Source organism: Janthinobacterium sp. JF4 (genome assembly GCF_059617925.1).
Genome location: NZ_JCAQAV010000022.1, coordinates 40,231 through 61,036, shown reverse-complemented (window position 1 = coordinate 61,036; position 20,806 = coordinate 40,231). Strand labels below are relative to the sequence as shown.

Annotated in this window: 20 protein-coding genes; 14 read left to right on the top strand and 6 right to left on the bottom strand. The window is 61.9% G+C overall.

Annotated elements, in window-relative coordinates:
* The first annotated feature begins 189 nt into the window (after window positions 1–189).
* The 5 genes from AC54AF_RS16975 to AC54AF_RS16955 all read left to right on the top strand — a co-directional run bounded on the left by AC54AF_RS16975 (window position 190) and on the right by AC54AF_RS16955 (window position 5,485).
* The gene (locus AC54AF_RS16975) at window positions 190–1,101 is read left to right on the top strand and encodes a ChaN family lipoprotein (protein WP_496637487.1); all 912 of its coding nucleotides are present in this window, start codon (window positions 190–192) and stop codon (window positions 1,099–1,101) included.
* Window positions 1,102–1,242: 141 nt separating this feature from the next.
* Entirely contained in the window at window positions 1,243–1,989 is a 747-nt protein-coding gene (gene exbB, locus AC54AF_RS16970) for a tonB-system energizer ExbB (protein ID WP_496637486.1), read from the top strand.
* Between the two features lie 3 nt (window positions 1,990–1,992).
* Window positions 1,993–2,418 carry a TonB system transport protein ExbD gene (exbD, locus tag AC54AF_RS16965; RefSeq protein WP_496637485.1) on the top strand — a complete coding sequence of 142 codons (426 nt, stop codon included), beginning with the start codon at window positions 1,993–1,995 and terminating at the stop codon, window positions 2,416–2,418.
* Window positions 2,415–3,194 (top strand): energy transducer TonB, encoded by a 780-nt coding sequence (locus AC54AF_RS16960; RefSeq protein WP_496637484.1) that lies wholly within the window; start codon window positions 2,415–2,417, stop codon window positions 3,192–3,194. The genes exbD and AC54AF_RS16960 overlap by 4 nt, the downstream gene beginning before the upstream one ends.
* Window positions 3,195–3,226: 32 nt before the next feature.
* Entirely contained in the window at window positions 3,227–5,485 is a 2,259-nt protein-coding gene (locus AC54AF_RS16955) for a TonB-dependent receptor domain-containing protein (protein WP_496637483.1), read from the top strand.
* 139 nt (window positions 5,486–5,624) lie between these two features.
* Here AC54AF_RS16955 and AC54AF_RS16950 read toward each other — a convergent pair whose 3' ends face one another.
* Window positions 5,625–6,026 carry a PRC-barrel domain-containing protein gene (locus AC54AF_RS16950; RefSeq protein WP_131387180.1) on the bottom strand — a complete coding sequence of 134 codons (402 nt, stop codon included), beginning with the start codon at window positions 6,024–6,026 and terminating at the stop codon, window positions 5,625–5,627.
* Window positions 6,027–6,271: 245 nt separating this feature from the next.
* On the opposite strand from AC54AF_RS16950, the gene pyrG reads away from it, so the two are divergent.
* The 3 genes from pyrG to ftsB all read left to right on the top strand — a co-directional run bounded on the left by pyrG (window position 6,272) and on the right by ftsB (window position 9,734).
* Window positions 6,272–7,924, top strand: a complete 1,653-nt coding sequence (gene pyrG, locus AC54AF_RS16945; protein ID WP_131687540.1) for a CTP synthase — start codon at window positions 6,272–6,274, stop codon at window positions 7,922–7,924.
* A gap of 141 nt (window positions 7,925–8,065) precedes the next feature.
* Window positions 8,066–9,349: a phosphopyruvate hydratase gene (eno, locus tag AC54AF_RS16940; RefSeq protein ID WP_034750709.1), complete on the top strand. Its 1,284-nt coding sequence runs from the start codon at window positions 8,066–8,068 to the stop codon at window positions 9,347–9,349.
* A gap of 61 nt (window positions 9,350–9,410) precedes the next feature.
* A complete protein-coding gene (gene ftsB / locus AC54AF_RS16935; protein WP_131687538.1) occupies window positions 9,411–9,734 on the top strand; it encodes a cell division protein FtsB in 324 nt (107 codons plus the stop codon).
* Window positions 9,735–10,014: 280 nt separating this feature from the next.
* Here the strand turns inward: ftsB and AC54AF_RS16930 are convergent, their stop codons facing one another.
* The 5 genes from AC54AF_RS16930 to AC54AF_RS16910 all read right to left on the bottom strand — a co-directional run bounded on the left by AC54AF_RS16930 (window position 10,015) and on the right by AC54AF_RS16910 (window position 15,628).
* Window positions 10,015–10,293 (bottom strand): hypothetical protein, encoded by a 279-nt coding sequence (locus tag AC54AF_RS16930; protein WP_131687537.1) that lies wholly within the window; start codon window positions 10,291–10,293, stop codon window positions 10,015–10,017.
* A 152-nt stretch (window positions 10,294–10,445) separates the two neighbouring features.
* Window positions 10,446–11,576, bottom strand: a complete 1,131-nt coding sequence (locus AC54AF_RS16925) for a glycerophosphodiester phosphodiesterase (protein WP_496637482.1) — start codon at window positions 11,574–11,576, stop codon at window positions 10,446–10,448.
* Complete coding sequence (locus AC54AF_RS16920) at window positions 11,576–13,978, bottom strand: TonB-dependent receptor (RefSeq protein ID WP_496637481.1); 2,403 nt, start codon at window positions 13,976–13,978, stop codon at window positions 11,576–11,578. The genes AC54AF_RS16925 and AC54AF_RS16920 overlap by 1 nt, the downstream gene beginning before the upstream one ends.
* A 140-nt stretch (window positions 13,979–14,118) precedes the next feature.
* Window positions 14,119–15,099: an Hsp33 family molecular chaperone HslO gene (gene hslO / locus AC54AF_RS16915; protein ID WP_496637480.1), complete on the bottom strand. Its 981-nt coding sequence runs from the start codon at window positions 15,097–15,099 to the stop codon at window positions 14,119–14,121.
* 4 nt (window positions 15,100–15,103) lie between these two features.
* Window positions 15,104–15,628, bottom strand: coding sequence for a gamma carbonic anhydrase family protein (locus AC54AF_RS16910; protein WP_496637479.1), 525 nt, complete (start codon window positions 15,626–15,628; stop codon window positions 15,104–15,106).
* A gap of 219 nt (window positions 15,629–15,847) precedes the next feature.
* Here AC54AF_RS16910 and AC54AF_RS16905 point away from each other — a divergent pair, with 219 nt between their 5' ends.
* From AC54AF_RS16905 to AC54AF_RS16880, 6 genes are all read left to right on the top strand, one after another.
* Window positions 15,848–16,723: an alpha/beta fold hydrolase gene (locus tag AC54AF_RS16905; protein WP_496637478.1), complete on the top strand. Its 876-nt coding sequence runs from the start codon at window positions 15,848–15,850 to the stop codon at window positions 16,721–16,723.
* A 90-nt stretch (window positions 16,724–16,813) separates the two neighbouring features.
* Complete coding sequence (locus AC54AF_RS16900; RefSeq protein ID WP_496637477.1) at window positions 16,814–17,647, top strand: 3',5'-nucleoside bisphosphate phosphatase; 834 nt, start codon at window positions 16,814–16,816, stop codon at window positions 17,645–17,647.
* Between the two features lie 219 nt (window positions 17,648–17,866).
* A complete protein-coding gene (htpX, locus tag AC54AF_RS16895) occupies window positions 17,867–18,751 on the top strand; it encodes a protease HtpX (RefSeq protein ID WP_131687530.1) in 885 nt (294 codons plus the stop codon).
* Between the two features lie 38 nt (window positions 18,752–18,789).
* Complete coding sequence (locus tag AC54AF_RS16890) at window positions 18,790–19,413, top strand: L-threonylcarbamoyladenylate synthase (RefSeq protein WP_496637476.1); 624 nt, start codon at window positions 18,790–18,792, stop codon at window positions 19,411–19,413.
* 93 nt (window positions 19,414–19,506) lie between these two features.
* A complete protein-coding gene (locus AC54AF_RS16885) occupies window positions 19,507–20,184 on the top strand; it encodes a site-2 protease family protein (protein WP_131687528.1) in 678 nt (225 codons plus the stop codon).
* A gap of 41 nt (window positions 20,185–20,225) precedes the next feature.
* The gene (locus tag AC54AF_RS16880) at window positions 20,226–20,798 is read left to right on the top strand and encodes a class I SAM-dependent methyltransferase (protein WP_131687527.1); all 573 of its coding nucleotides are present in this window, start codon (window positions 20,226–20,228) and stop codon (window positions 20,796–20,798) included.
* Window positions 20,799–20,806: the final 8 nt, after the last annotated feature.

Genomic DNA, 20,806 nt, shown 5'->3' with positions numbered 1-20,806 from the left:
GCGAGTCCTCCGTTTTTTTTATTCTACTCCGCGCCCGGGGATTTCACCGAAGCACTGTCTTGGTTTTTGCCAGCTGTAAAAAAAACTGCATGGCGCGCCATGCACTGGTTGTAAATGAGAATCATTTCTATTAAAATGCCCGCCAGTAGTTATTTTGCAATGCGTGCTTCAACCCGAAAGGCCATGCCCATGAAATTCTCCCTGTCCCTCGCTGCCGTCCTGCCCGCCTGCGTGCTGGCGCTGAGCGCCTGCAGCAGCGTTGCGCCGGCCACTGGCACGGCGGCCGCCGCGACGTCTGTGGCGCAGGATGTGCGCCAGCTGGGCGAGATCGTCGACCTGCGCAGCGGCCAGCGCGTGAGCGCCGAGCAGCTGCTGGCCCAGCTGGCCGCCGCCCCGCGCGTCATCGTCGGCGAGCAGCATGACCAGCTCAGCCACCACCAGATCGAGCAATGGCTGCTGCAGCAATTACAGGGCCAGCGCCCGCAAGGCAGCGTGCTGCTGGAAATGCTGAACCCGGATCAGCAAGCCAAGGTGGACAAGGTCAAGCCGTGGCTGCAGACGGCCCCCGTCGTGCGCCCCGAGCATGTGGCCGAGCTGCTGGCGTGGCAGCCGAGCTGGAAGTGGGCGCAATATGGCGACCTGGTGATGACCGCGATGCGCGCGCCATACCCCGTCTGGTCGGCCAACCTGGACCGCAGCGAAATCAAGCAACTGTTCATCGACCAGCCAGCCGTGCAGGGCACCCATTCGAACCTGGCCAACGATGGCAAGGTGCATGACAAACTGAAAGACATCATCCGCGTCATGCATGATAACCAGATCGACGCGCCGCGCCTGGCCGCCATGCTGTCGGTGCAGCAGCAGCGCGACCGCCGCATGGCCGAGCGCCTGCTGGCCGCGCCCGCGCCAGCCGTGCTGATCGCCGGCGCCTACCATGCGCACAAGGACCTGGGCGTGCCGCTGCACGTGCAGGACTTGACGGGCGGTCCTGCGCCGCTGGTGCTGGTACTGGCACAGCAGGGCGTCACGGTGCTGGCGCCGCAGGCGGATTTCGTCTGGTTTACGCCGGTCGTGGCACCCGCCGTCGCCAGCGCCAAATAATTCCTTGTATTGCCGCCGGGCGTTCCGCCCGGCACTCCCCCCCCAGCAAGCTCCTCCATAGCAGCCAGGTAGTCCGTCCGATTTTTTGCATGCGCGTGCGCGCCGTTGGCGCAGCCATGCCTGTTACCTGTCAAAGTTCTCATGCGTATCCCTTGTATCAAGGCCGCCAGCTGCGGCATCGCTCTTTCCCTCTTCCATGCCACTGCGCAAGCGTCCGCCTTGCCGCACGATATGTCGCCGCTGGGCATGTTTTTCGCCGCCGACCAGGTCGTCAAAAGTGTGCTCATCGGCTTGTTGATCGCCGCGCTGGCCACCTGGGTGGTCTTGCTGGTGAAGGGCGCCGGCTTGCTGCAGGCGCGGCGCGCGGCGGCGCAAGCCGTCGCCGTGCTAAAGACGGCCACCTCCTTGCCGGACGCGGCCGCAAAGAGTGGGGCGTCTTTTCTGGCGCAACGGTTGCTCGATGATGTGCAGCAGGAACTGAGCTTGTCGCACGCGCATGCGACGGCGGCGGCGTTGAAAGAGCGGGCCGGTTTCCGCCAGGAACAGTGGATTGCGCAGCAGGTGCGCAGCATGACGCAAGGCATCGGTCTGCTCGCCAGCATCGGCGCCGTGGCGCCCTTCGTCGGGCTGTTCGGCACCGTGTGGGGCATCATGAACAGTTTTATCGGTATCGCCGTCAGCCAGAGCACGAACCTGGCGACCGTTGCGCCGGGCATCGCGGAAGCCTTGCTGGCGACAGCGCTGGGCCTGGTGGCGGCGATACCCGCCGTCGTCATCTATAACGTGCTCAGTCGCGGCATCAACCAGTACAAGGCGCAGCTGCGCGCCGCTTCCGCGCAAGTGCTGCTGATGCTGAGCCGCGACCTCGATATGCGCAAGCGGGCCTGAACCATGGCTTCCCTGTTTCCCTCCTCGGACGACGACACGGCCGACATGCCGGAGCTCTGCGAGATCAATGTCACGCCCTTCATCGACGTGATGCTGGTGCTGCTGATCATCTTCATGGTGGTCTCGCCGCTGGCGACCGTCGACCTGAAAATCGACTTGCCGGCCGCCACGGCCCAGCCGGAACCGCGTCCCGACAAGCCCCTGTTCGTTTCCCTGAAGGCGGATCACAGTCTGTACCTGGGCGAGTCGCCCGTCGCGCGCGAGCAGTTGGGCAGTTTGCTTGACGCGCAGACGGGCGGCGACCGCCAGCGCACGCTGTTTTTCCAGGCCGACAAGCAAGCCGCGTATGTAGACGTGCTGGGCGTGATGGATGCCCTGCGCCAGGCGGGCTACCTGAAGGTGGGCCTGGTGGGCCGGGAGGGCGGGTGAGCCCGCGCCCCCTGTTCAGCTGGGGCATTGCCACGGCGCTGGTGGTGTTGGCCACACTTGCGCTGCTGCTGTGGGCCAGCTGGCAGCCCGTTGCCGTCGCACCCGCCAATCCGGCTGCCAGCGTGATGCTGGTGTTTGCGGCACAAGCGATGTCGCCGGAGACACGACAGGCGGCAGCGGTGGGCGCGCGCCAGTCGGCAGCGGCCAGCGCCGCCCGGCCGCCAAGGAGCACCATCCGGCAGGAAGCGCTGCCGGTGTTGGCGCGCGCCGCCGCGCCGGACATCATCGCGGCGGAAAAAGAGGAAAAAGCGGCGGCCAGCCCATCGACGGAGCCGGGCAAGGATGCCGCCAAGGAAGCGTCCATGCCCGCGCAGGCCAGCAGCAGCGCCACGCCGGCGCCCGCCGCCGGGCGCGGTCCGCAGGCCGCGCCCTTCAATAGCGACACACCATCGACCAGCGCGGCGCCGGCCAGCTGGCAAAGCCGTGTGCTCGGCCATCTGGCCCACTTCAAGCGCTATCCGGGCGACGCGCGCCAGCGCAAGCGGGCTGGCGCCGCCTGGGTGCGCTTCCAGGTGGACCGCGACGGCAAATTGCTGACCAGCGAGCTGGTCACTTCGTCGGGCACGGTGCTGCTCGACCGCGAAGCCTTGCAAGTGCTCGAGCGCGCACAGCCGCTGCCGGCGCCGCCCGACAACGTCTTGCACCAGGGCACGGTGACGGTGACCTTGCCCGTGTCGTTCAAGCTCGATGCCGGGAACGGCCACGGCGCCAGCTGAATTTTTTCAATCACATAACAAATCGAGGGTGTATGCATATCAAGACAATGACGCAGGCCGTGGGCGTTTGCCTGGCTTTGCTGGCGCAGCAGGCCGGGGCGCAACAGGCGCAGGAAAGCGGCAAGGTGGAGTTTTCGCCGCTGAATGTGTCTGGTGAAACGGTTTCCGTGGAACAGCAGGCGCTGGAAAAACCGGGCGCCATCAGCGCGCGCGGCACGGACACGCGCTTGCAACCCGTCGACCAGATCCTGCGCGGCATGCCGGGCACGTTTACCCAGATCGATCCGGCGCAAGGGGCCGTCAGCGTGAATATCCGCGGCCTGTCCGGTTTTGGCCGGGTCAACACCATGATCGATGGCGTGACGCAGAATTACTATGGCAGCGCGCCGTCGGAAGTGGCGCATGGTAGCGTGCCCAGCAGCCAGTTCGGCGCCCTGATCGACCCGAACTTCATCATCGGCGTGGACGTGTCGCGCGGCAATGCCATCGGCGGCGATGGCGTCAATGCGCTCGGTGGCAGCGCCAATTTCCGCACCATCGGCGTCGATGACGTCGTGTTTGCGGGCGACAAGGTGGGGGCGCGCACGAAGATGTCCGCTGGCAACAATGGCGTGGGACGCAGCGCCATGCTGGCCGTGGGAATGAAAAAACCGGCCTTCGATGGCGGCAGCGTGGGTTTCATGGCGGCCACCAGCGCGAGCGTGATCGGCAATAACTACAAGAACGGCAACGGTACCGATAGTGAACAATTCGGCTTCGGCTACAACCGTTTTTATAAACAGAAGCCGAAGTCGCAGTTGCTCAAGCTGGACCTCACATTGAGCGACTTCCATGCGCTGGAATTGTCGGCGCGCGATTACCGCAATACGTTCACGCGCCGCGATATCCACAGCGATGATTATTATGTGAAATACCACTACACGCCGTTTTCCGAATTGATCGATCTCAAGGTGGTCGCCAGCAGCAGCCGCGGCAGGCAGAAATACATGCCGGAAGCCTTGCTCAACTTCGTCAATACCAGCACGGCCAACCGCGCCGATGCCTTTGACATCAACAACACGAGCAGCTTCAGGCTGGCGGGCGGCGATGCGCTGGTGACCATCGGCGGCAAGCTGATGCGCAATGAATACAGCAAGCACGTGCAAAGCCTCGTCGATGATCCAGACAACCCGGACGCGAACCAGCAATCGATTGAAAACAATACCTTTGGCCCCGCCGGCAAGCAAAAGATCGACAGCCTGTACGCGGGCCTGCAGTACAACCGTGGCATTGTTCAGCTCAATGCGGGCCTGAACGCCACGCGTTTCGAATTGACGGGCTACAAGCCGGCCTGCGACGAGCGCGTGAAATGTTTCCCGCAAGGGGCGGCGCATATTGCGCTGAAGGAACACGGCATCAATCCATCGCTGCTCGTTTCCGCGCAAGTGACGCCGTGGTTCCAGCCGTTCGCCAGCGCCGAGCGCACCATGCGCGGCCCGAATCCGCAGGAAGTGTTTTTCTCGAATGATGGCGGGGCGTCGATGAACCCTTTCCTGAAGGGCGAGAAAGCGACGACCTATCAGCTGGGCTTCAATGGCAGCCTGCACGGTCTGCTGAGCGCCAACGATGCGCTGAACTTCAAGGCCCTGTATTTCAAGAGCAAGATCGACGGCTATATCACCAGCCAGTCCTTCCTCGTCTGCGATAACGGGCGCAAGTGCAATATTGCGGAAGTGATCGCCACGGACTGGGAAACGGTCGATGCGTACGTGACGAACATGTATATCTACATTAACTCGGCCACGCCCGTGCGCACGCGCGGCTGGGAACTGGAAGCGCAGTACCAGCTGGGTCCGGCGTATGCGCGGCTGTCGTACACGCGTGAAAAGACCAGCCAGCCCACCTCGATCGCCAGCGCATGGTTTGGCGCGTCCGACATCAGCGAGCTGCCCAGCACCTATTACAACCTCGACGTGGGCACGCGCTTGCTGGACAACAAAATGGAGATCGGCGCCATCGTCAAGCACACGGGATCGAACCGCCGCCTGTCGCCGGACAACGAAGCCGATGACGTCACGGGGGAAGTGACGAAGGTGGACAATCCGAAGATCCCGGCCGTGATTGACCTGTACGCCAGCTACCAGGTGTCAAAAAACCTGTTCCTGCGCCTCGCGGTGCAGAACGCCATGGACAAGAATTACTCGGAAGCGCTGAACCGCTTGAATTCGATGCCGTCGCAGTCGAACGACAATACGCCGATGAGTACGGCGCGGGGCAGGACGTATGTGGCGGGGTTGGAGTACCGTTTCTAGCTGTTTACTAAAGCTGCGACGCCTGACAAAAACTGTAGCGGGCGGATGTGATTTGTGGCCGAGAAGCACAGCTGTGCTGTAGCACAGTGAGCATCGCCGGCCGCAAAGCGCACCGCGCAGTAAGTTTTGTCAGGTGTTATCAGCGTGGTGTGGTGCCGTAGTAGCTGTGGATCGACGTCGCCCACGTGGCATCGGCCATGTCCGGCCAGTTATCCGTGTCGAAACCGGGCGCGTTTTCGATGCGTTCCTTGTCGACGTTGAGGGTGAAGCGCTTGTTGACGGTGTCGAGCAGCAGCGCTTCCCACGGCACGGCGAACAGCTTTTCGCCGATGGTGAAGACGCCGCCATGCGACATGACGGCGTAGGCGATCTTGCCGCTGCGCATGTCGATCATGATTTCCTTGATTTCGCCCAGATGTTCATCCTTGGCGTTGTGCACATGGTCGCCGATCAGGGTGTCGGCACCCATCAGTTCAGGGCCGGGGCCTTTATGGCCGCGGTTGACATACATGCCGTAGGCGTCGCGTTCTTCGTAGCTCATGATAGACCTCCTGTTGAAAAATCCCAGTCTGCGGCCGGTGCGCGGCAGGGTCTGTTCGTTCTCCCACACAAAGTATGGAATTTGAAATATTTCAATTTTTCTCATCGCGCATTTGTTGTGTGTAGACCGCAGGAGAGGGGGAGATAGTCGTCATTGGGCGCAAATTTCCGTGCGCGGGGAACGCCGCAGGCGGGCTTTAGTGTATAATTTCAATTTCCCGCACGTGCCGTTCGGCACCATCTGCAATGACCAAATTTGTCTTCGTCACTGGTGGCGTTGTGTCTTCCCTTGGTAAAGGGATTGCCGCCGCCTCCCTCGCCGCGATCCTCGAATCGCGCGGCCTTAAAGTCACCATGCTCAAGCTCGACCCGTATATCAACGTCGATCCTGGCACGATGAGCCCTATGCAACACGGTGAAGTATTCGTCACCGATGACGGGGCCGAAACCGACCTCGACCTCGGTCACTACGAGCGCTTCATTTCCACCCGCATGAAAAAGGTGAATAACTTCACCACTGGCCAGATCTATGAATCGGTGATCCGCAAGGAACGCCGGGGCGAATATCTGGGCAAGACCGTGCAGGTGATTCCGCATATCACCAATGAAATCCAGGATTACATCCGCCGTGGCGCCGAAGGCTACGACGTGGCCCTGTGCGAAATCGGCGGCACCGTCGGCGATATCGAATCGTTGCCCTTCCTGGAAGCGGCGCGTCAGCTGAGCCTGCGCGCCGGCCGCAAGAACACGGCCTTCGTCCACCTGACCCTGGTGCCTTACATCGCCTCGGCCGGTGAACTGAAAACCAAGCCGACCCAGCATTCGGTGCAAAAGCTGCGCGAAATCGGCATCATGCCGAACGCGCTGCTGTGCCGCGCCGACCGCGCCATCCCGGAAGACGAACGCGCGAAGATCTCGCTGTTCTCGAATATCGAAGAGCAGGCCGTCATTTCCGTGTGGGACGTCGACACCATCTACAAAGTGCCGCAAATGCTGCACGACCAGGGTCTCGACAAGATCATCTGCGACGCGCTGGACCTCGATCCTGCGCCGGCCGACCTGTCGATCTGGAGCAAGCTGATCTACACGATGGAGCACCCGAAGGCGGAAGTGACCGTCGGCATGGTCGGCAAGTATGTCGAACTGACCGAGTCGTACAAGTCGCTGATCGAAGCGCTGCGCCACGCCGGCATCCACACGGAAAGCCGCGTCAACATCGAGTACATCGATTCGGAAGAAATCGAAACGACCGGTTGCGACAACCTGGCCAAGTATGATGCCATCCTGGTACCAGGCGGCTTCGGCAAGCGCGGCGTGGAAGGCAAGATCAAGGCGGCCCAGTTTGCCCGTGAGCACAAGATCCCTTACCTGGGCATTTGCCTGGGCATGCAAGTGGCCCTGATCGAATACGCGCGCAACAAGGCAGGCATGCCGAACGCGAATTCGACCGAGTTCGACCTTGATACGGATCAACCTGTCGTTGCACTGATCAATGAGTGGCAAAACCACGATGGTAAAGTCGAGTTGCGCGATGAAAACTCGGACCTGGGCGGTACCATGCGCCTGGGCGCGCAGACCTGCGCCGTCAATCCGGGCACCCTCGCTGCCGAGATCTACGGCAGCGTGGTGACCGAGCGTCACCGCCATCGCTACGAAGCCAATAATCACTACCTGGCCCGTGTCGAAGCGGCTGGCCTGATCGTGTCGGCCCGCACGCCGAGCGAAGATTTGTGCGAAATCATGGAATTGCCACGCACGGGTGAAAATGCCCACCCATGGTATATGGGCGTGCAATACCATCCCGAGTTCAAGTCGACGCCACGCACCGGCCATCCGTTGTTTACCTCGTTCATCAAGGCAGCGCTGGCGCACAAGGAAGCCAACGCCGTCGCTGAATAACGCCGGTCGATAGCGACAGTATTACCCGTAAGACAGCTCCCGGCCTGATAGTCTCCGCCGGGAGTTTCTTTGCCCCCTTTGTGCAATTGCGCATCAGAACGCAGTGTGCAGCCCCTGTTACGCTTAACTTTGGAGAATGACATGAGTGCTATTGTTGATATTATCGGTCGCGAAATCCTGGACTCGCGCGGTAACCCGACCGTCGAATGCGATGTGTTGCTGGAATCGGGCGTGATGGGCCGCGCGGCCGTGCCGTCGGGCGCCTCGACCGGTTCGCGCGAAGCCGTGGAATTGCGCGATGGCGACGCCAAGCGCTACTTCGGCAAGGGCGTGCTGCAGGCATGCGAAAACATCAATACCGAAATCTCCGAAGCCATCATGGGCCTGGACGCCAATGAACAGGCGTTCCTGGACCGTACCCTGATCGACCTGGACGGCACGGAAAACAAATCGCGCCTGGGCGCCAACGCCATCCTGGCCGTCTCGATGGCCGTCGCCAAGGCTGCCGCTGAAGAAGCGGGCTTGCCGCTGTACCGCTATTTCGGCGGTTCGGGCGCCATGCAGATGCCAGTGCCGATGATGAACGTCATCAACGGCGGCGCGCACGCCGACAACAACCTGGACATCCAGGAATTCATGATCATTCCCGTGGGCGCCCCGTCGTTCAAGGAAGCCGTCCGCTACGGCGCGGAAGTGTTCCACACGCTGAAAAAGATCCTGCACAAGAAGGGCCTGAACACCAACGTGGGTGACGAAGGCGGTTTTGCGCCATCCTTGGCCAACCATGAAGAAGCCATCAAGCTGATCATCCAGGCCATCGAAGAAGCGGGCTACGAGCCAGGCACGCAGATCGCCATCGGCCTCGATTGCGCCGCGTCCGAGTTCTACAAGAACGGCAAGTACGAAATGGAAGGCGAAGGCCTGAGCCTGACGGCCACCGAGTTCACCAATCTGCTGGCGACCTGGTGCGACAAGTACCCGATCATCTCGATCGAAGACGCGATGCACGAAGGCGACTGGGACGGCTGGGCGATTCTGACGGCGGAACTGGGCAAGAAAGTGCAACTGGTCGGCGACGATCTGTATGTCACCAACACCAAGATCCTGAAAGAAGGCATTTCGAAAGGCATCGCCAACTCGATCCTGATCAAGATCAACCAGATCGGCACCCTGACGGAAACCTTCGCCGCCATCGAAATGGCCAAGCGCGCCGGCTACACGGCCGTCATTTCGCACCGCTCGGGTGAAACGGAAGACTCGACCATCGCCGATATCGCCGTTGCCACGAACGCCCTGCAGATCAAGACCGGCTCGATGTCGCGTTCGGATCGCATGGCCAAGTACAACCAGCTGCTGCGTATCGAGGAAGACCTGGGCGACATCGCCAGCTACCCTGGCCGCGATGCGTTCTATAATCTGAAGTAAGCTGATGTAAAACCCACTGGCCGGCCGGAGATATCCGGCCGGTTTGCTAACTGAATGCCCCATGCGCCTGATTACGCTCGCCCTGGCAGCCCTGCTGCTGTTGATCCAATTTCCCCTCTGGCTGGGCAAAGGCGGCTGGCTGCGTGTTGCCGACATGGAAGCGCAAGTGGCGATGGCCAACAAAAAGAACGTGGAATTGAAGGCGCGCAACGCCAAGCTCGAATCCGAAGTGCGCGACCTGAAGGATGGTACGGGCGCCGTCGAAGAGCGTGCCCGCTATGAGCTGGGCATGGTCAAACAGAATGAGATTTTCGTGCAGATCGTGCGCAAGGGCCAGACCCCGCCACTGCTGGAAACGCCGGTGGACGCTGCTGCGCCACACTAAGACAGGTCTACTTCCCACTTGCCAGCCTGGACCGATTGCCAGGCAGGCATATCACAAGGCTACTACTTGCCGATCAGAAACGGGCCTTGCCGGTCGAGATCAGGTAAAAATGGATGCTGGTGACCACGGCGGCCACGCTCACCAGTATGGTTTCGAGAAGTATCATATAAAAATCCTTGTTAGTATTTAGTTGGCTTAAAAAACGTCCAGGGCCAGGCGCCCAGCCGAAGACAGTACGAACGTACGGCGAGGCGCAGGCAACGCCGGCATGGGCGTTTTTTTATCCGCGCGAAGCCAGGAAGCGCAGCTCTGAAGCCAAGTTCGGCATCAGGTTTTCATAACGGGCCGCTTCCGAGTTCAGCAGGGCGATGTCGCGCTTGCTTGGGCGCACATAGCGCTGTTCTTCATCGGTGACGCTGCCGGCGATGACTTCCTTCTGTGCCAGTGCGCTGTACGGCTTGGAAGCGAGCAGGGCGCCCAGGAAGGCGCGCGTGGCGCGGCCCAGGTTGCTGAAGTAGTTGTCGTTGTCGTTGCTGTAGGTGTTGGTAAAAGTGGACATATGCCCTCCATGAATGGTCTGTTGTTGCATTGCACAATAATGGAGTTTGCGATATGCGTCCAATTTCAAATTCCAATTTCAGAAATTCAAGAAACGCATAATAAGGGCGTAGCCATCGGCCACGCCCTGAAAATGAATTTGTTACGAAATGTTTAGCCGGCGGCGATGCGTCCCAGGCCCGGATCGTCGCTGAAAAAGCCGTCCAGTCCCGTTTCGATATAGCGCCGCATTTCCGCCACGGAACCGGCTTCGTTGCGCGCATTTTCTCCATTGCCGTCGCGGAAGTCGGCCGCCAGGAAACGGTTTTCCGGACGGAAGGTCCACGTGTGCAGCAGCAAGCCCGCCTGGTGCGCATCGTCGACGATGGACGAGGGCCTGGCCAGGCGCTGGTCGGCGCCCAGCGCGATGACGCCCCGCGTGGGCGGCGCCACCACGTCCGCATAGGCGGCGATGTCGCGCAGGCCGGCCGGCGTCGTCATCTGCCCGAAGGTCAGCTTGCCGCCCGCCTTGGCCACGTCCATCGGGCGGATATCGCCGCCGACCACCAGTTGCATCAGGCGCACGCTGGCGCGCCGTCCCAGCTTCTCGCGCAGGTACTTCAGATTCGCCACTTCGAAGGACTGGATTTCGATCGGTGCGCGGCGCGTGTACTCGTGCGCCAGCATGGTCGACAGGAAACGGTCTTCCAGCGCCAGGCCCGCATCGCGGAAGTAGGTGGAACTTTTCAGCTCGGGCACGAGGCCGATGATGCGTCCGCTGGCGGCCGATTGCGCTGCAACAAAATCGATGATTTCTTCCCAGGTCGGGATCTGGAATTGTCCATCGTACAAGGTGTTGCCGGTGCGCACTTTCGGCAGCCGTTCGATGGCGCGCAGGGTCTTCAGTTCCGCCAAGGTGAAATCGTCGACGAACCAGCCGTCGTGCCATTCGCCGTCGACCAGCTTCTTGCCGCGCCGGCTGGCAAACTCGGGCCGGCGCGCCACGTCGGTGGTGTCGATCAGGTTGCTTTCATGGCGGGCCACGAGGATGCCGTCGCGCGTGGCGACCAGGTCCGGCTCGACGTAATCGGCGCCGTCGAGGATGGCCTTGGCGTACGACGCCAGCGTATGCTCGGGACGCAGGGCGCTGGCGCCCCGGTGGGCAAACACGAGCGGACGGCTTGGCTTTGTTTCCAGCAGGCCGGCCGCAAAGCCGGGCGCGGCGGCCAGGGCCAGGCCACCGGCGGCGGCCCGGACGAAGTTGCGGCGCGAGAAATGCCGTTGCGGGAGGATAGGCGCGCGCATCAGAAATCCGCCGTCAAGGTCAAAAAGCCCTGGCGCGGGGCGATCGGGAAGGTGTTGTAGGTCTTGTCGGCCGCGCCGACGACCACGTTCAAGGAACCTTCGCGGTTGGCCAGGTTGCTGACGTTGATTCTCCAGCGCGGGTTTTTCAGCCAGCCGGCCATGGCCGGCAGCTTGCCCGACACGCCCAGGCCCATCAGGAAATAGCTGGGGACGGACAAATCGTTGGTGTACGTCGCGTAGCGCTTGCCCACATAGTCTCCCGTCAGTTGTACTTCGATGTCGCCAAAGGTGGCCGAGGCCACAAACTTGTTCAGCCATTCCGGCGAGCCCGGCACGTTCTTGCCGGCCGTGCGTACCAGCGCGGCGCCATTGTTGTAATTGTCCGCGTATTGCGAGCGGTTGTACGACAGGGCATTGTAGAACGAAAAATTATTGCCGAAGTGGACGGTGCCGGCGATATCGATGCCGTCCGTGCGTACGCTGCCCACGTTGGCCAGCACGGGGTTGCCACCGATGATGGAGGAAATCACGGGCGTCGGGCTGATCTGCAGCAAGCGGTTGCTGAAATCGACGTGGTACACATTGACTTGCCCATCGATGGAAGTGATGGCGCCCAGGCTCAAAGCATGGCTGCCGCGCACGCCCACTTCATAGGTGAGGGCTGTTTCCGGCTTGGCATCGCGCTTGAACAAGTCAAACGCGGCCTGGCTCGACAAGCTCCATGGCGAGGCGCCGCCGCCGCCATAGGTGACGAACTGGCGCATGTTTTTCTGGATGTTGAAGTACAGCTGGTCTTGCGGGGTAAAGTCCCAGCGCGCGCCCACTTGCGGCAAAAACCATTTTTTCGTGTTGATGGTGCCGACCGGCAAGGCCGTCGAACCGCCGGAAATGGCGCCCTTGGCCGGCTGCACGGGGAATTGGCCATCGGCAAACTGCAGGCTGGACTTGAAACCGGCTTGCAGGGCGATGTCGGGGCGGATGCGCCATTCATCCTGCAAGTGCAGCTGCACCACCTTGTTGTCGATCTCGCTGCCGTACTGCGTGATCAGGGGATTGCTGGGGCGGTCATACGGCGAAGTGGGGTGGTTGACGTCCAGCGCATACCAGCGGCGGTAGGCGGACGAGCGGTTCTGTTCCAGCCACAGGCCCACTTCCAGCTGGTGATTGCCGATTTCCTTGCGTAGCGTGGAGAGGAAGCCGCCGCGCTTGATGTCGTATTCCGTCGTGCGCACGGCGTAGCCCGAGTTGCCGAAGACTTCCTTCAGGTTCTGTTTCGGGTAGTACACGCTGAACAGGCCCGGCAAGCCGGCCACGCCGATGGGGCCGGCCACCACGCCTGCGCCATCATCCTTGTGGAAATACACCTGGTTAGCCCACGTCATGCCTTCGGACAGGTTGGCGTCGAACTTGGCGTAGGCCAGGTAATCGGTGCGCTGCGCATCGCTGTAGTAATTGCGATAGTTGTTGCCGTCCGCCGCAGGCGTGGCGCCCGTCGGCGACAGGTAATTGAGGGCCGCCTTGAAGTCCGGGTACAGGAAGGGGCGCGTATACGGCGAGCTTGTTTCGCCCGCCACGTGCACGGTGCTGTCTTCGTTCGGCTCGATCTTGTCCGAGTAATTGAAGAACAGGGTCAGCTTGCCCGCCTCGCTGCGGTTGACGTACTTGGCGTTGAACTGGTCGCCGCCCTGGCGCGCGTCGAAGTCCCAGGCCCGTGCTTCATGGTGCAGGATGGAAAAATAGGCGCTGCTGCCGTCGCCGAAGGCACCCGTGTCGTAGCGGGCAAACGTGCGCGAAGTGCGGTGGCTGCCCACCGTTTGCTGCACGCTGGCGCCTTGCGTGGCCAGCGGATCGCTGGAATAGGTTTCGATGGTGCCGCCCAGGTTGCTGGTCGAGGCCGTGGCCAGGTCGCCCGCGCCCGACGACAGCACGACGCTGCGCACGTTTTCGCTGATCACGGCGCGCTGCGGCGACAGGCCGTTGTAGTTGCCGTACTGCTGGTCGCCCAGCGGCACGCCATCCATGGTGTAGCCGAGTTGCTGGCCGGAAAAGCCATGCACGAACAGCGACAGATTTTGCTCGTTGTTACCCCACGGATCGGCCGTCTGGAAGCTGACGCCGGGCAGGGTTTGCAGGGCTTTCAGGGGATTCGTGCCGGGCAGGATTTTCTGGATTTCATTCTTGCTCAGGGCGACCGAGGAGCGCGTCTTGCGCGAGGAAATCTCCACGGTGGCCATCGGTGTGTTGTCATCAACGGGCGCGGCCATCTCGGTGGTGGCGGACGCCACGGCAGCGGCGACGGCCGTTTGCGCCAGGGCCGGCAGGGAGAAGCCTGCGGCGCAGGCGCCCAGCAAAACGTGAAAGGAATGGCGGCGCAGGGCCAGCGTCAAGTGGGAGTTCATCATCAGCCTGTGGAAAGTAGTGTGGGTAATACAAGCTGCGCAGCGTAGCGGCGGCGCGTGACGGGCTGATGACGAACTGATGACGGGAATATGACAGTGGAAATAATTGCGCCGCCTGAGGGGCGGCGCGGAGGGGATTACAATTAGTTAATGCTGGCGGCTGGCGGGATGAGCACTTCGGCTGGCGCATCCGTGATGAACAGCTGCGCGCAATCGACCTTGTCGAATGCATAATGCTGGCCGCAGAAATCGCAGTTCACGCCCACCTGGCCCACTTCGTCGAGGGTGCTGTTGACTTCTTCCTCGCCCAGCATCTTGAGCATATTGCCCACTTTTTCGCGCGTGCAGCTGCAATGGAAGCTCGGGTGCAGGGGATCGAAGACGCGGATCGTTTCTTCCCAGAACAAGCGCTGCATCAGGGTCTCGATGTCGGTGGCGAGGATTTCTTCCTCTTTCAGGGTTGACGCCAGCATCACGGCGCGGTGCCACGTGTCCAGCGCGTCTTCTTCCGACACGGGCGTCGCTTCGGCCTTGCCGCCATGGTGGGGCAGCTTTTGCAGCAGCAGGCCGCGCGAGACGGTGTCGTCCGTGGCCAGCCACAGGCGCGTGTCCAGCTGTTCCGAGCGCAGCATGTAGTTTTCGATCACGGTGGCCATGTCGTCGCCGTCCAGCGGCACGATGCCCTGGTACGGTTGCTGGCCTGGCACCTTGTCGGCCGGGTCCAGGGTGATGATGAAGCGGCCCTTGCCCGTGGCGTTGAGCAATTGCGGCACGGTGGCCACGTCGGGGATGGTGGCGTCCGGATCCAGCTTGGCCGTGGCGCGCAGGCGCAGGTCGGAGTCGCACTCGACCACCATCAGGCGCACGGGACCGTCACCATGGATTTGCATGATGATGGAACCGTTGAATTTCAGGTTGGCCGACAACAGGGCGGCGGCGGCCACCATTTCGCCCAGCACTTTTTTCACGGCCGTCGGGTAGGCGTGGCGCGACACCACTTCCTGCCAGGTGGCGGAGACGTCGATGAACTGGCCGCGCACGGCGGCATTGTCGAAAATAAATTTTTGCAGGGTATCCTGGCCGCTAACGGCTGCGCTGACTGCGCCCGTGGTTTCAGTCGTCATTCTCTTATCCAATCTTCTTGAGTTGCGTATTAAATAGCTGGCCGCGTTGCACATAGTTCACGGCGTTGCCTTGTAGCCTGGTGATATCGTCTGCCGTCAGGGCCCGCACGGCTTTTGCCGGTGAGCCGAGGATCAGCATATTGTCGGGAAATTCCTTGCCTTCGGTGACCAGGGCGCCCGCGCCGACCAGGCAGTTCTTGCCGATCTTCGCGCCGTTCAGGATCACGGCCTGGATGCCGATCAGGGCGCCATCGCCGATCGTGCAGCCATGCAACATTGCCTGGTGGCCGATGGTCACGTTCCGGCCGATGTCCAGCGGGTAGCCTGGGTCCGTATGCAGCACGGCGCCTTCCTGCACATTGCTGTTGGCGCCCACGGTGATGCGTTCGTTGTCGCCGCGAATGGTGGCGCCGAACCATACGGACGTATTCGCTTCCAGCGTCACCTTGCCGATCACATTGGCCGTGTCGGCAACAAAAGCGGAAGCATCAATCTGTGGCGCGTCGGCGCCCAATTGGTAGAGTGTCATCGTTAGCCTGTGGCGGTGGTGGAAGCGCCGGGCACGGCCGGACGCTGAAGTTTTATTTTGCTGCGTACGCTATTTTACGCTGTTGCAGGACAAGTCCTGCTGCCGGCCGCCAATCCGCTATAATTAACGAACGGTCGTACTTTTATCCGTGCAATATCTACAGACACAGCATGTGGCGCCATCCGCGCCACTTTCAAGGCAGGCAATGAGATGAAACCCATGAAACTTTCCCGTTCCGAATTCATCAACATCCGCGGCGCGCGCACGCATGTGCGCCACTGGGGCCGCGAAGGGGCGCCCATCCTGTTCATGGTGCACGGCTGGATGGACGTGGCCGCCTCGTTCCAGTTCGTCGTCGACGAGTTAGCTGGCGATTGGCACGTGATCGCGCCCGACTGGCGCGGCTTTGGCCTGAGCGATTACACGCAGTCCGATACATACTGGTTCCCCGACTACCTGGCCGACCTGGACGCCATGCTGCTGCATTATTCGCCGGACGCTCCCGTCAACTTGCTGGGCCACAGCATGGGCGCCAACGTGGCCGGCCTGTACGCGGGCGTGCGGCCCGAGCGCATCAGCCGCTTCATCAACCTGGAAGGCTTCGGCATGATGGCGACCAAGCCGGAGCAGGCGCCGGGCCGCTACGCCAAATGGCTGGACGAATTGCGCGAGCCGCCCGTCATGCGCAGCTATCCGAGTCGACAGGCCGTGGCCGAGCGCCTGCAAAAGACCAATCCGCGCCTGCCGGATGAGCGCGCGGCCTTCCTGGCCGAACACTGGTCGGCGCAGAACGAGGCGGGCGAGTGGGACATCATGGGCGACCCGCGGCACAAGCGCGTCAATCCCATCCTGTACCAGGTGGAAGAAGTGATGGCGTGCTGGCGCCGCATCACCGCGCCCGTGCTGTGGGTGGAGGCGATGGAGACGAATATGTGGCAATGGATGGGGCCAAAGGAAGAGGCGCGCATCGAAATCGACCGGCGTTTGGCCTGCATCAAGGATGTGCGCTGCGAGATGATGCTGGACGCGGGCCACATGCTGCATCATGACCAGCCGCAAGCACTGGCACGGCTGGTGGAAGCCTTTTTGGCGTGAGGTGTGTCGGGAACGCTGCAGCACGATCTGACAAGCAGCGTACAATGAAAACTTCTTCCATGCTGAGCCCGTGCAGGGTATTGTTTTCACATGCTTAAAGTCGACCTGCATTGTCATTCGAATATTTCCGACGGCGTGCTCGCGCCCGCCGCCGTGGCCGCGTACGCTCGCCGCGCCGGCGTCGACGTGTGGGCGCTGACGGACCACGATGAAGTGTCCGGCGTCGCCGCTGCGCGCGCGGCCGCGCTGGACCTGGGCATGCGCTTCGTGGCCGGCGTGGAAATTTCCATCACCTGGGCCGGCGAAACCGTGCACATCGTGGGCTTGCAAGTCGATGAAGCCAATCCGGGTCTCGTGCAGGGCTTGCACCAGACGCGCTCGGGGCGCGACGCGCGCGGCCGCGAGATTGCCCGCCAGCTGGACCTGGCCGGTATCCCTGACGCCTATGAAGGGGCCTTGAAATTTGTCGGCAACCCGGACCTGATGTCGCGCACGCACTTTGCCCGCTACATCGTGGAAATGGGGAAATGCGCGAATATCCCCGACGTGTTCAAGAAATACCTGTCGGAAGGCAAACCGGGCTACGTCGAGCACCGCTGGGCCACCCTGGCCGAGGCGGTCGGCTGGATACGCGGCGCGGGCGGCGTGGCCGTCATCGCCCATCCGGGCCGCTACCGCTTCAGCGACATGGCGCAAGGCGTGCTGTTCGATGAATTCAAGCAACTCGGTGGCGTGGCCATCGAAGTCGTCACGGGCAGCCACAGTCCCGACCAGTATCCGGAATACGCGCAGCTGGCCAACGCCTACGGCTTCCTCGCCTCGCGCGGCACGGATTTCCATGCGCCGGGCGAGTCGCGCGTGGATTTTGCCAAGCTGCCGCCGCTGCCATCGAATGTAACGCCCATCTGGCACGACTGGTTTTAGCTGACAGCCAGGCAAATCTGCTGCGCGGCGCGCTTTGCGGCCGACGATGCTCACCGTACTTCAGTACGGTTGCGCTTCTCGGCCACAAATCACTGCCGCTCGCGACGATTTTCCTGGCTGCCGATGCGCCGTCGTGTCGCCAGAGCTGCTTGAAATCGGCATTAGCGTGCATATCTTTTCGTTATTCTTGTTATAAATAGTCATCTGGAGCCATCGCCCATGAAACGTATCGTCCTCTTTATTGCAACCAACCTGGCCGTGATGCTGGTGCTGTCGCTCGTCCTCAGCTTGTTGGGCGTGGGCAATCCGGCACGGGGCAGCACACTGAACCTGGGCAGCCTGCTGGCGTTTTCGCTGGTGGTGGGCTTCACGGGCTCGATCTTTTCGCTGTTGATCAGCAAACCGATGGCCAAGTGGAGCACGGGGGCGCGCGTGATCGACAATCCGACGTCGTCGACGGAATTGTGGCTGGTCAATACCGTGCGCGCCTTGTCCGAGCGGGCCGGCATCGGCATGCCGGAAGTGGCCGTGTATGAAGGCGACGCGAATGCGTTTGCCACGGGCGCGTTCAAGAATTCGGCGCTGGTGGCCGTCTCCACCGGCTTGCTGCAAAGCATGAACCGCGATGAAGTCGAAGCCGTTCTGGGCCATGAAATCGCCCACGTCGCCAATGGCGACATGGTGACCTTGACCCTGATCCAGGGCGTGGTGAATACCTTTGTCGTCTTCATGGCCCGCGTGGTGGGTTTCTTTGTCGACAATGTGCTGTTGAAGAATAACAACCGCGAAGGCGGCGGACGCGGCATCGGTTACTTTGTTACCGTCATGGTGTGCGAAGTCATCTTCGGCTTGCTCGCTTCCATCATCGTGGCCTGGTTCTCGCGCCAGCGCGAATTCCGCGCCGATGCCGGTTCCGCCAAGCTCCTGGGCAGCCCGACGCCGATGATGCATGCGCTGGCGCGCCTGGGCGGTGTGCCGCCGGGCGAGCTGCCCCAATCGATGCAGGCGCTGGGCATCAGCGGCGGCAATGGCGGTTGGGGCGCGCTGTTTGCCACCCATCCGCCCCTCGAACAACGCATCGCCGCGCTGCGCAGCGTACAATAATGCTAACTTAACAAGCTGGTTCGCCAGAACGCTTACACATGAGTCAATTCTTTCATATTCACCCCGACAATCCGCAATTGCGCCTGATCAAGCAGGCGGCGCAGATCATCCAGTCCGGCGGCGTCGTGGCAGTGCCCACCGATTCCTGCTACGCGCTGGTGTGCCAGCTCGACGACAAGGGCGCCGTCGAGCGCCTGCGCCGCATCCGTGGCGTGGATGAAAAGCACCATTTAACCTTGCTGTGCCGCGACTTGAGCGAGCTGGGCGTGTACGCCAGGGTCGACAACCGCCAGTTCCGCCTGCTCAAGGCGGGCACGCCGGGCGCCTACACCTTCATCCTGGAAGCGACGAAGGAAGTGCCGCGCCGCCTCAGCCACCCTTCGCGCAAGACCATCGGCCTGCGCGTGCCGCAGCACCGCATCGTGCAATGCCTGCTGGAAGAGCTGGGCCAGCCGCTGCTGGGCGCGACATTGACCCTGCCCGGCGATGAAGACAGCCTGACGGACGCCGACACCATCCGCGAGCGTCTGGAAAAACTGGTCGACCTGATCATCGATGGCGGCGTCTGCGCGCATGGCCCCAGCACCGTGATCGACTTGACGGGCGCGGAGCCGGAAGTGGTGCGCGTGGGACGCGGCGACCCGGCCGTGCTGGGCTTGTAGGAGGCATCGCGCGCCCGTTGCGGCGCCCGTCTTCACCTGTTCTTAATGACAGCATAAGAAAGGCCCCAGGGTGCCTCTGGTAGAATCGCGGTCATGAGCGATTTCAATACGATAGTCCAGACCGTTGCGGTGTACCTGGTGCCGGTGCTGTTTGCCATTTCCCTGCATGAGGCGGCGCACGGCTACGCCGCCCGTTATTTCGGCGACCCCACGGCCTCGAACGAGGGCCGGCTGAGCCTCAATCCCATGCGGCATATCGATCCTTTCGGTACGATTTTGCTGCCTTTGATACTGTATTTCACGATCCAGGTGCCGTTTGGCTATGCCAAGCCGGTGCCCGTCGACTTCAGCCGCCTGCGCAATCCGAAGAAGCAGATGGCCTGGGTGGCGTTTGCCGGGCCTGGCGCCAATTTCGCCATGGGCCTGGGCTGGATGATCGCCTTTGTCGTCCTCAGCGTGCTGCCGCCGACGGAAATGGGCATGTTTTTCCGCAAGATGGCGGGCGCCGGCGTCAGCGTGAATGCGGCCATGTTTGTCTTTAACCTGATTCCCGTGCCGCCCCTCGATGGCGGACGCATCATGACGGGCTTGCTGCCGATGCAGTTGGCGCGTCCTTACGCCAGCATCGAACGCTACAGCCTGTATGTGTTCGGCGCCCTGGTGCTGCTGATGTACGCGGGCATATTGAACCGCGCCTTGCTGGCGGCGATCGAATTTGTCATTGGCATCTTTGTCACCCTGGTCACGCCCCTGACGGCGATATTGACTTGATGCCCGCCCTGGATGGACGCAAATAATTGATGGAAGTACCGATGCAAGTAACTGAACCAACCATAGAAACCGAAGCGATTTCCGGCTGGCTGCGCCGCTGGGCGCCCCTGATCCCGGGCGGCGAGGTGCTGGACCTGGCCTGCGGCGCAGGCCGCCATGCGCGCCACCTGGTGAGTCTGGGCCACCCCGTCATCGCGCTCGACCATGATCCGGAAATGCTGGAAAAGGCGGCCGGCACGGGCATCACCACCTCGCTGGTGGACCTGGAGGCGCCGGGCGCCGTGTGGCCCTTCGCCCCCGGCCGCTTCGCCGGCATCGTCGTCACCAATTATCTGCACCGGCCGCTGCTCGAAGCCATGGTGGCCAGTCTGGCGCCCGATGGCGTGCTGCTGTACGAAACGTTTGCCGAGGGCAATGAGCAGTTCGGCAAGCCATCGAATCCGAAATTCCTGCTGAAGGAAGGCGAAATGCTGACCTGGGCGGTGCAGCAGGGCTTGCGTGTGGTAGCGTATGAGGATGGGCGCGTGGAGCAGCCAAAAGCTGCTCTGGTGCAACGAATCTGCGCCGTCCGGCCAGATTTTCCACGGTTGGCAGCGCTGCTGCCGACGTTTTGAGCGGCCAT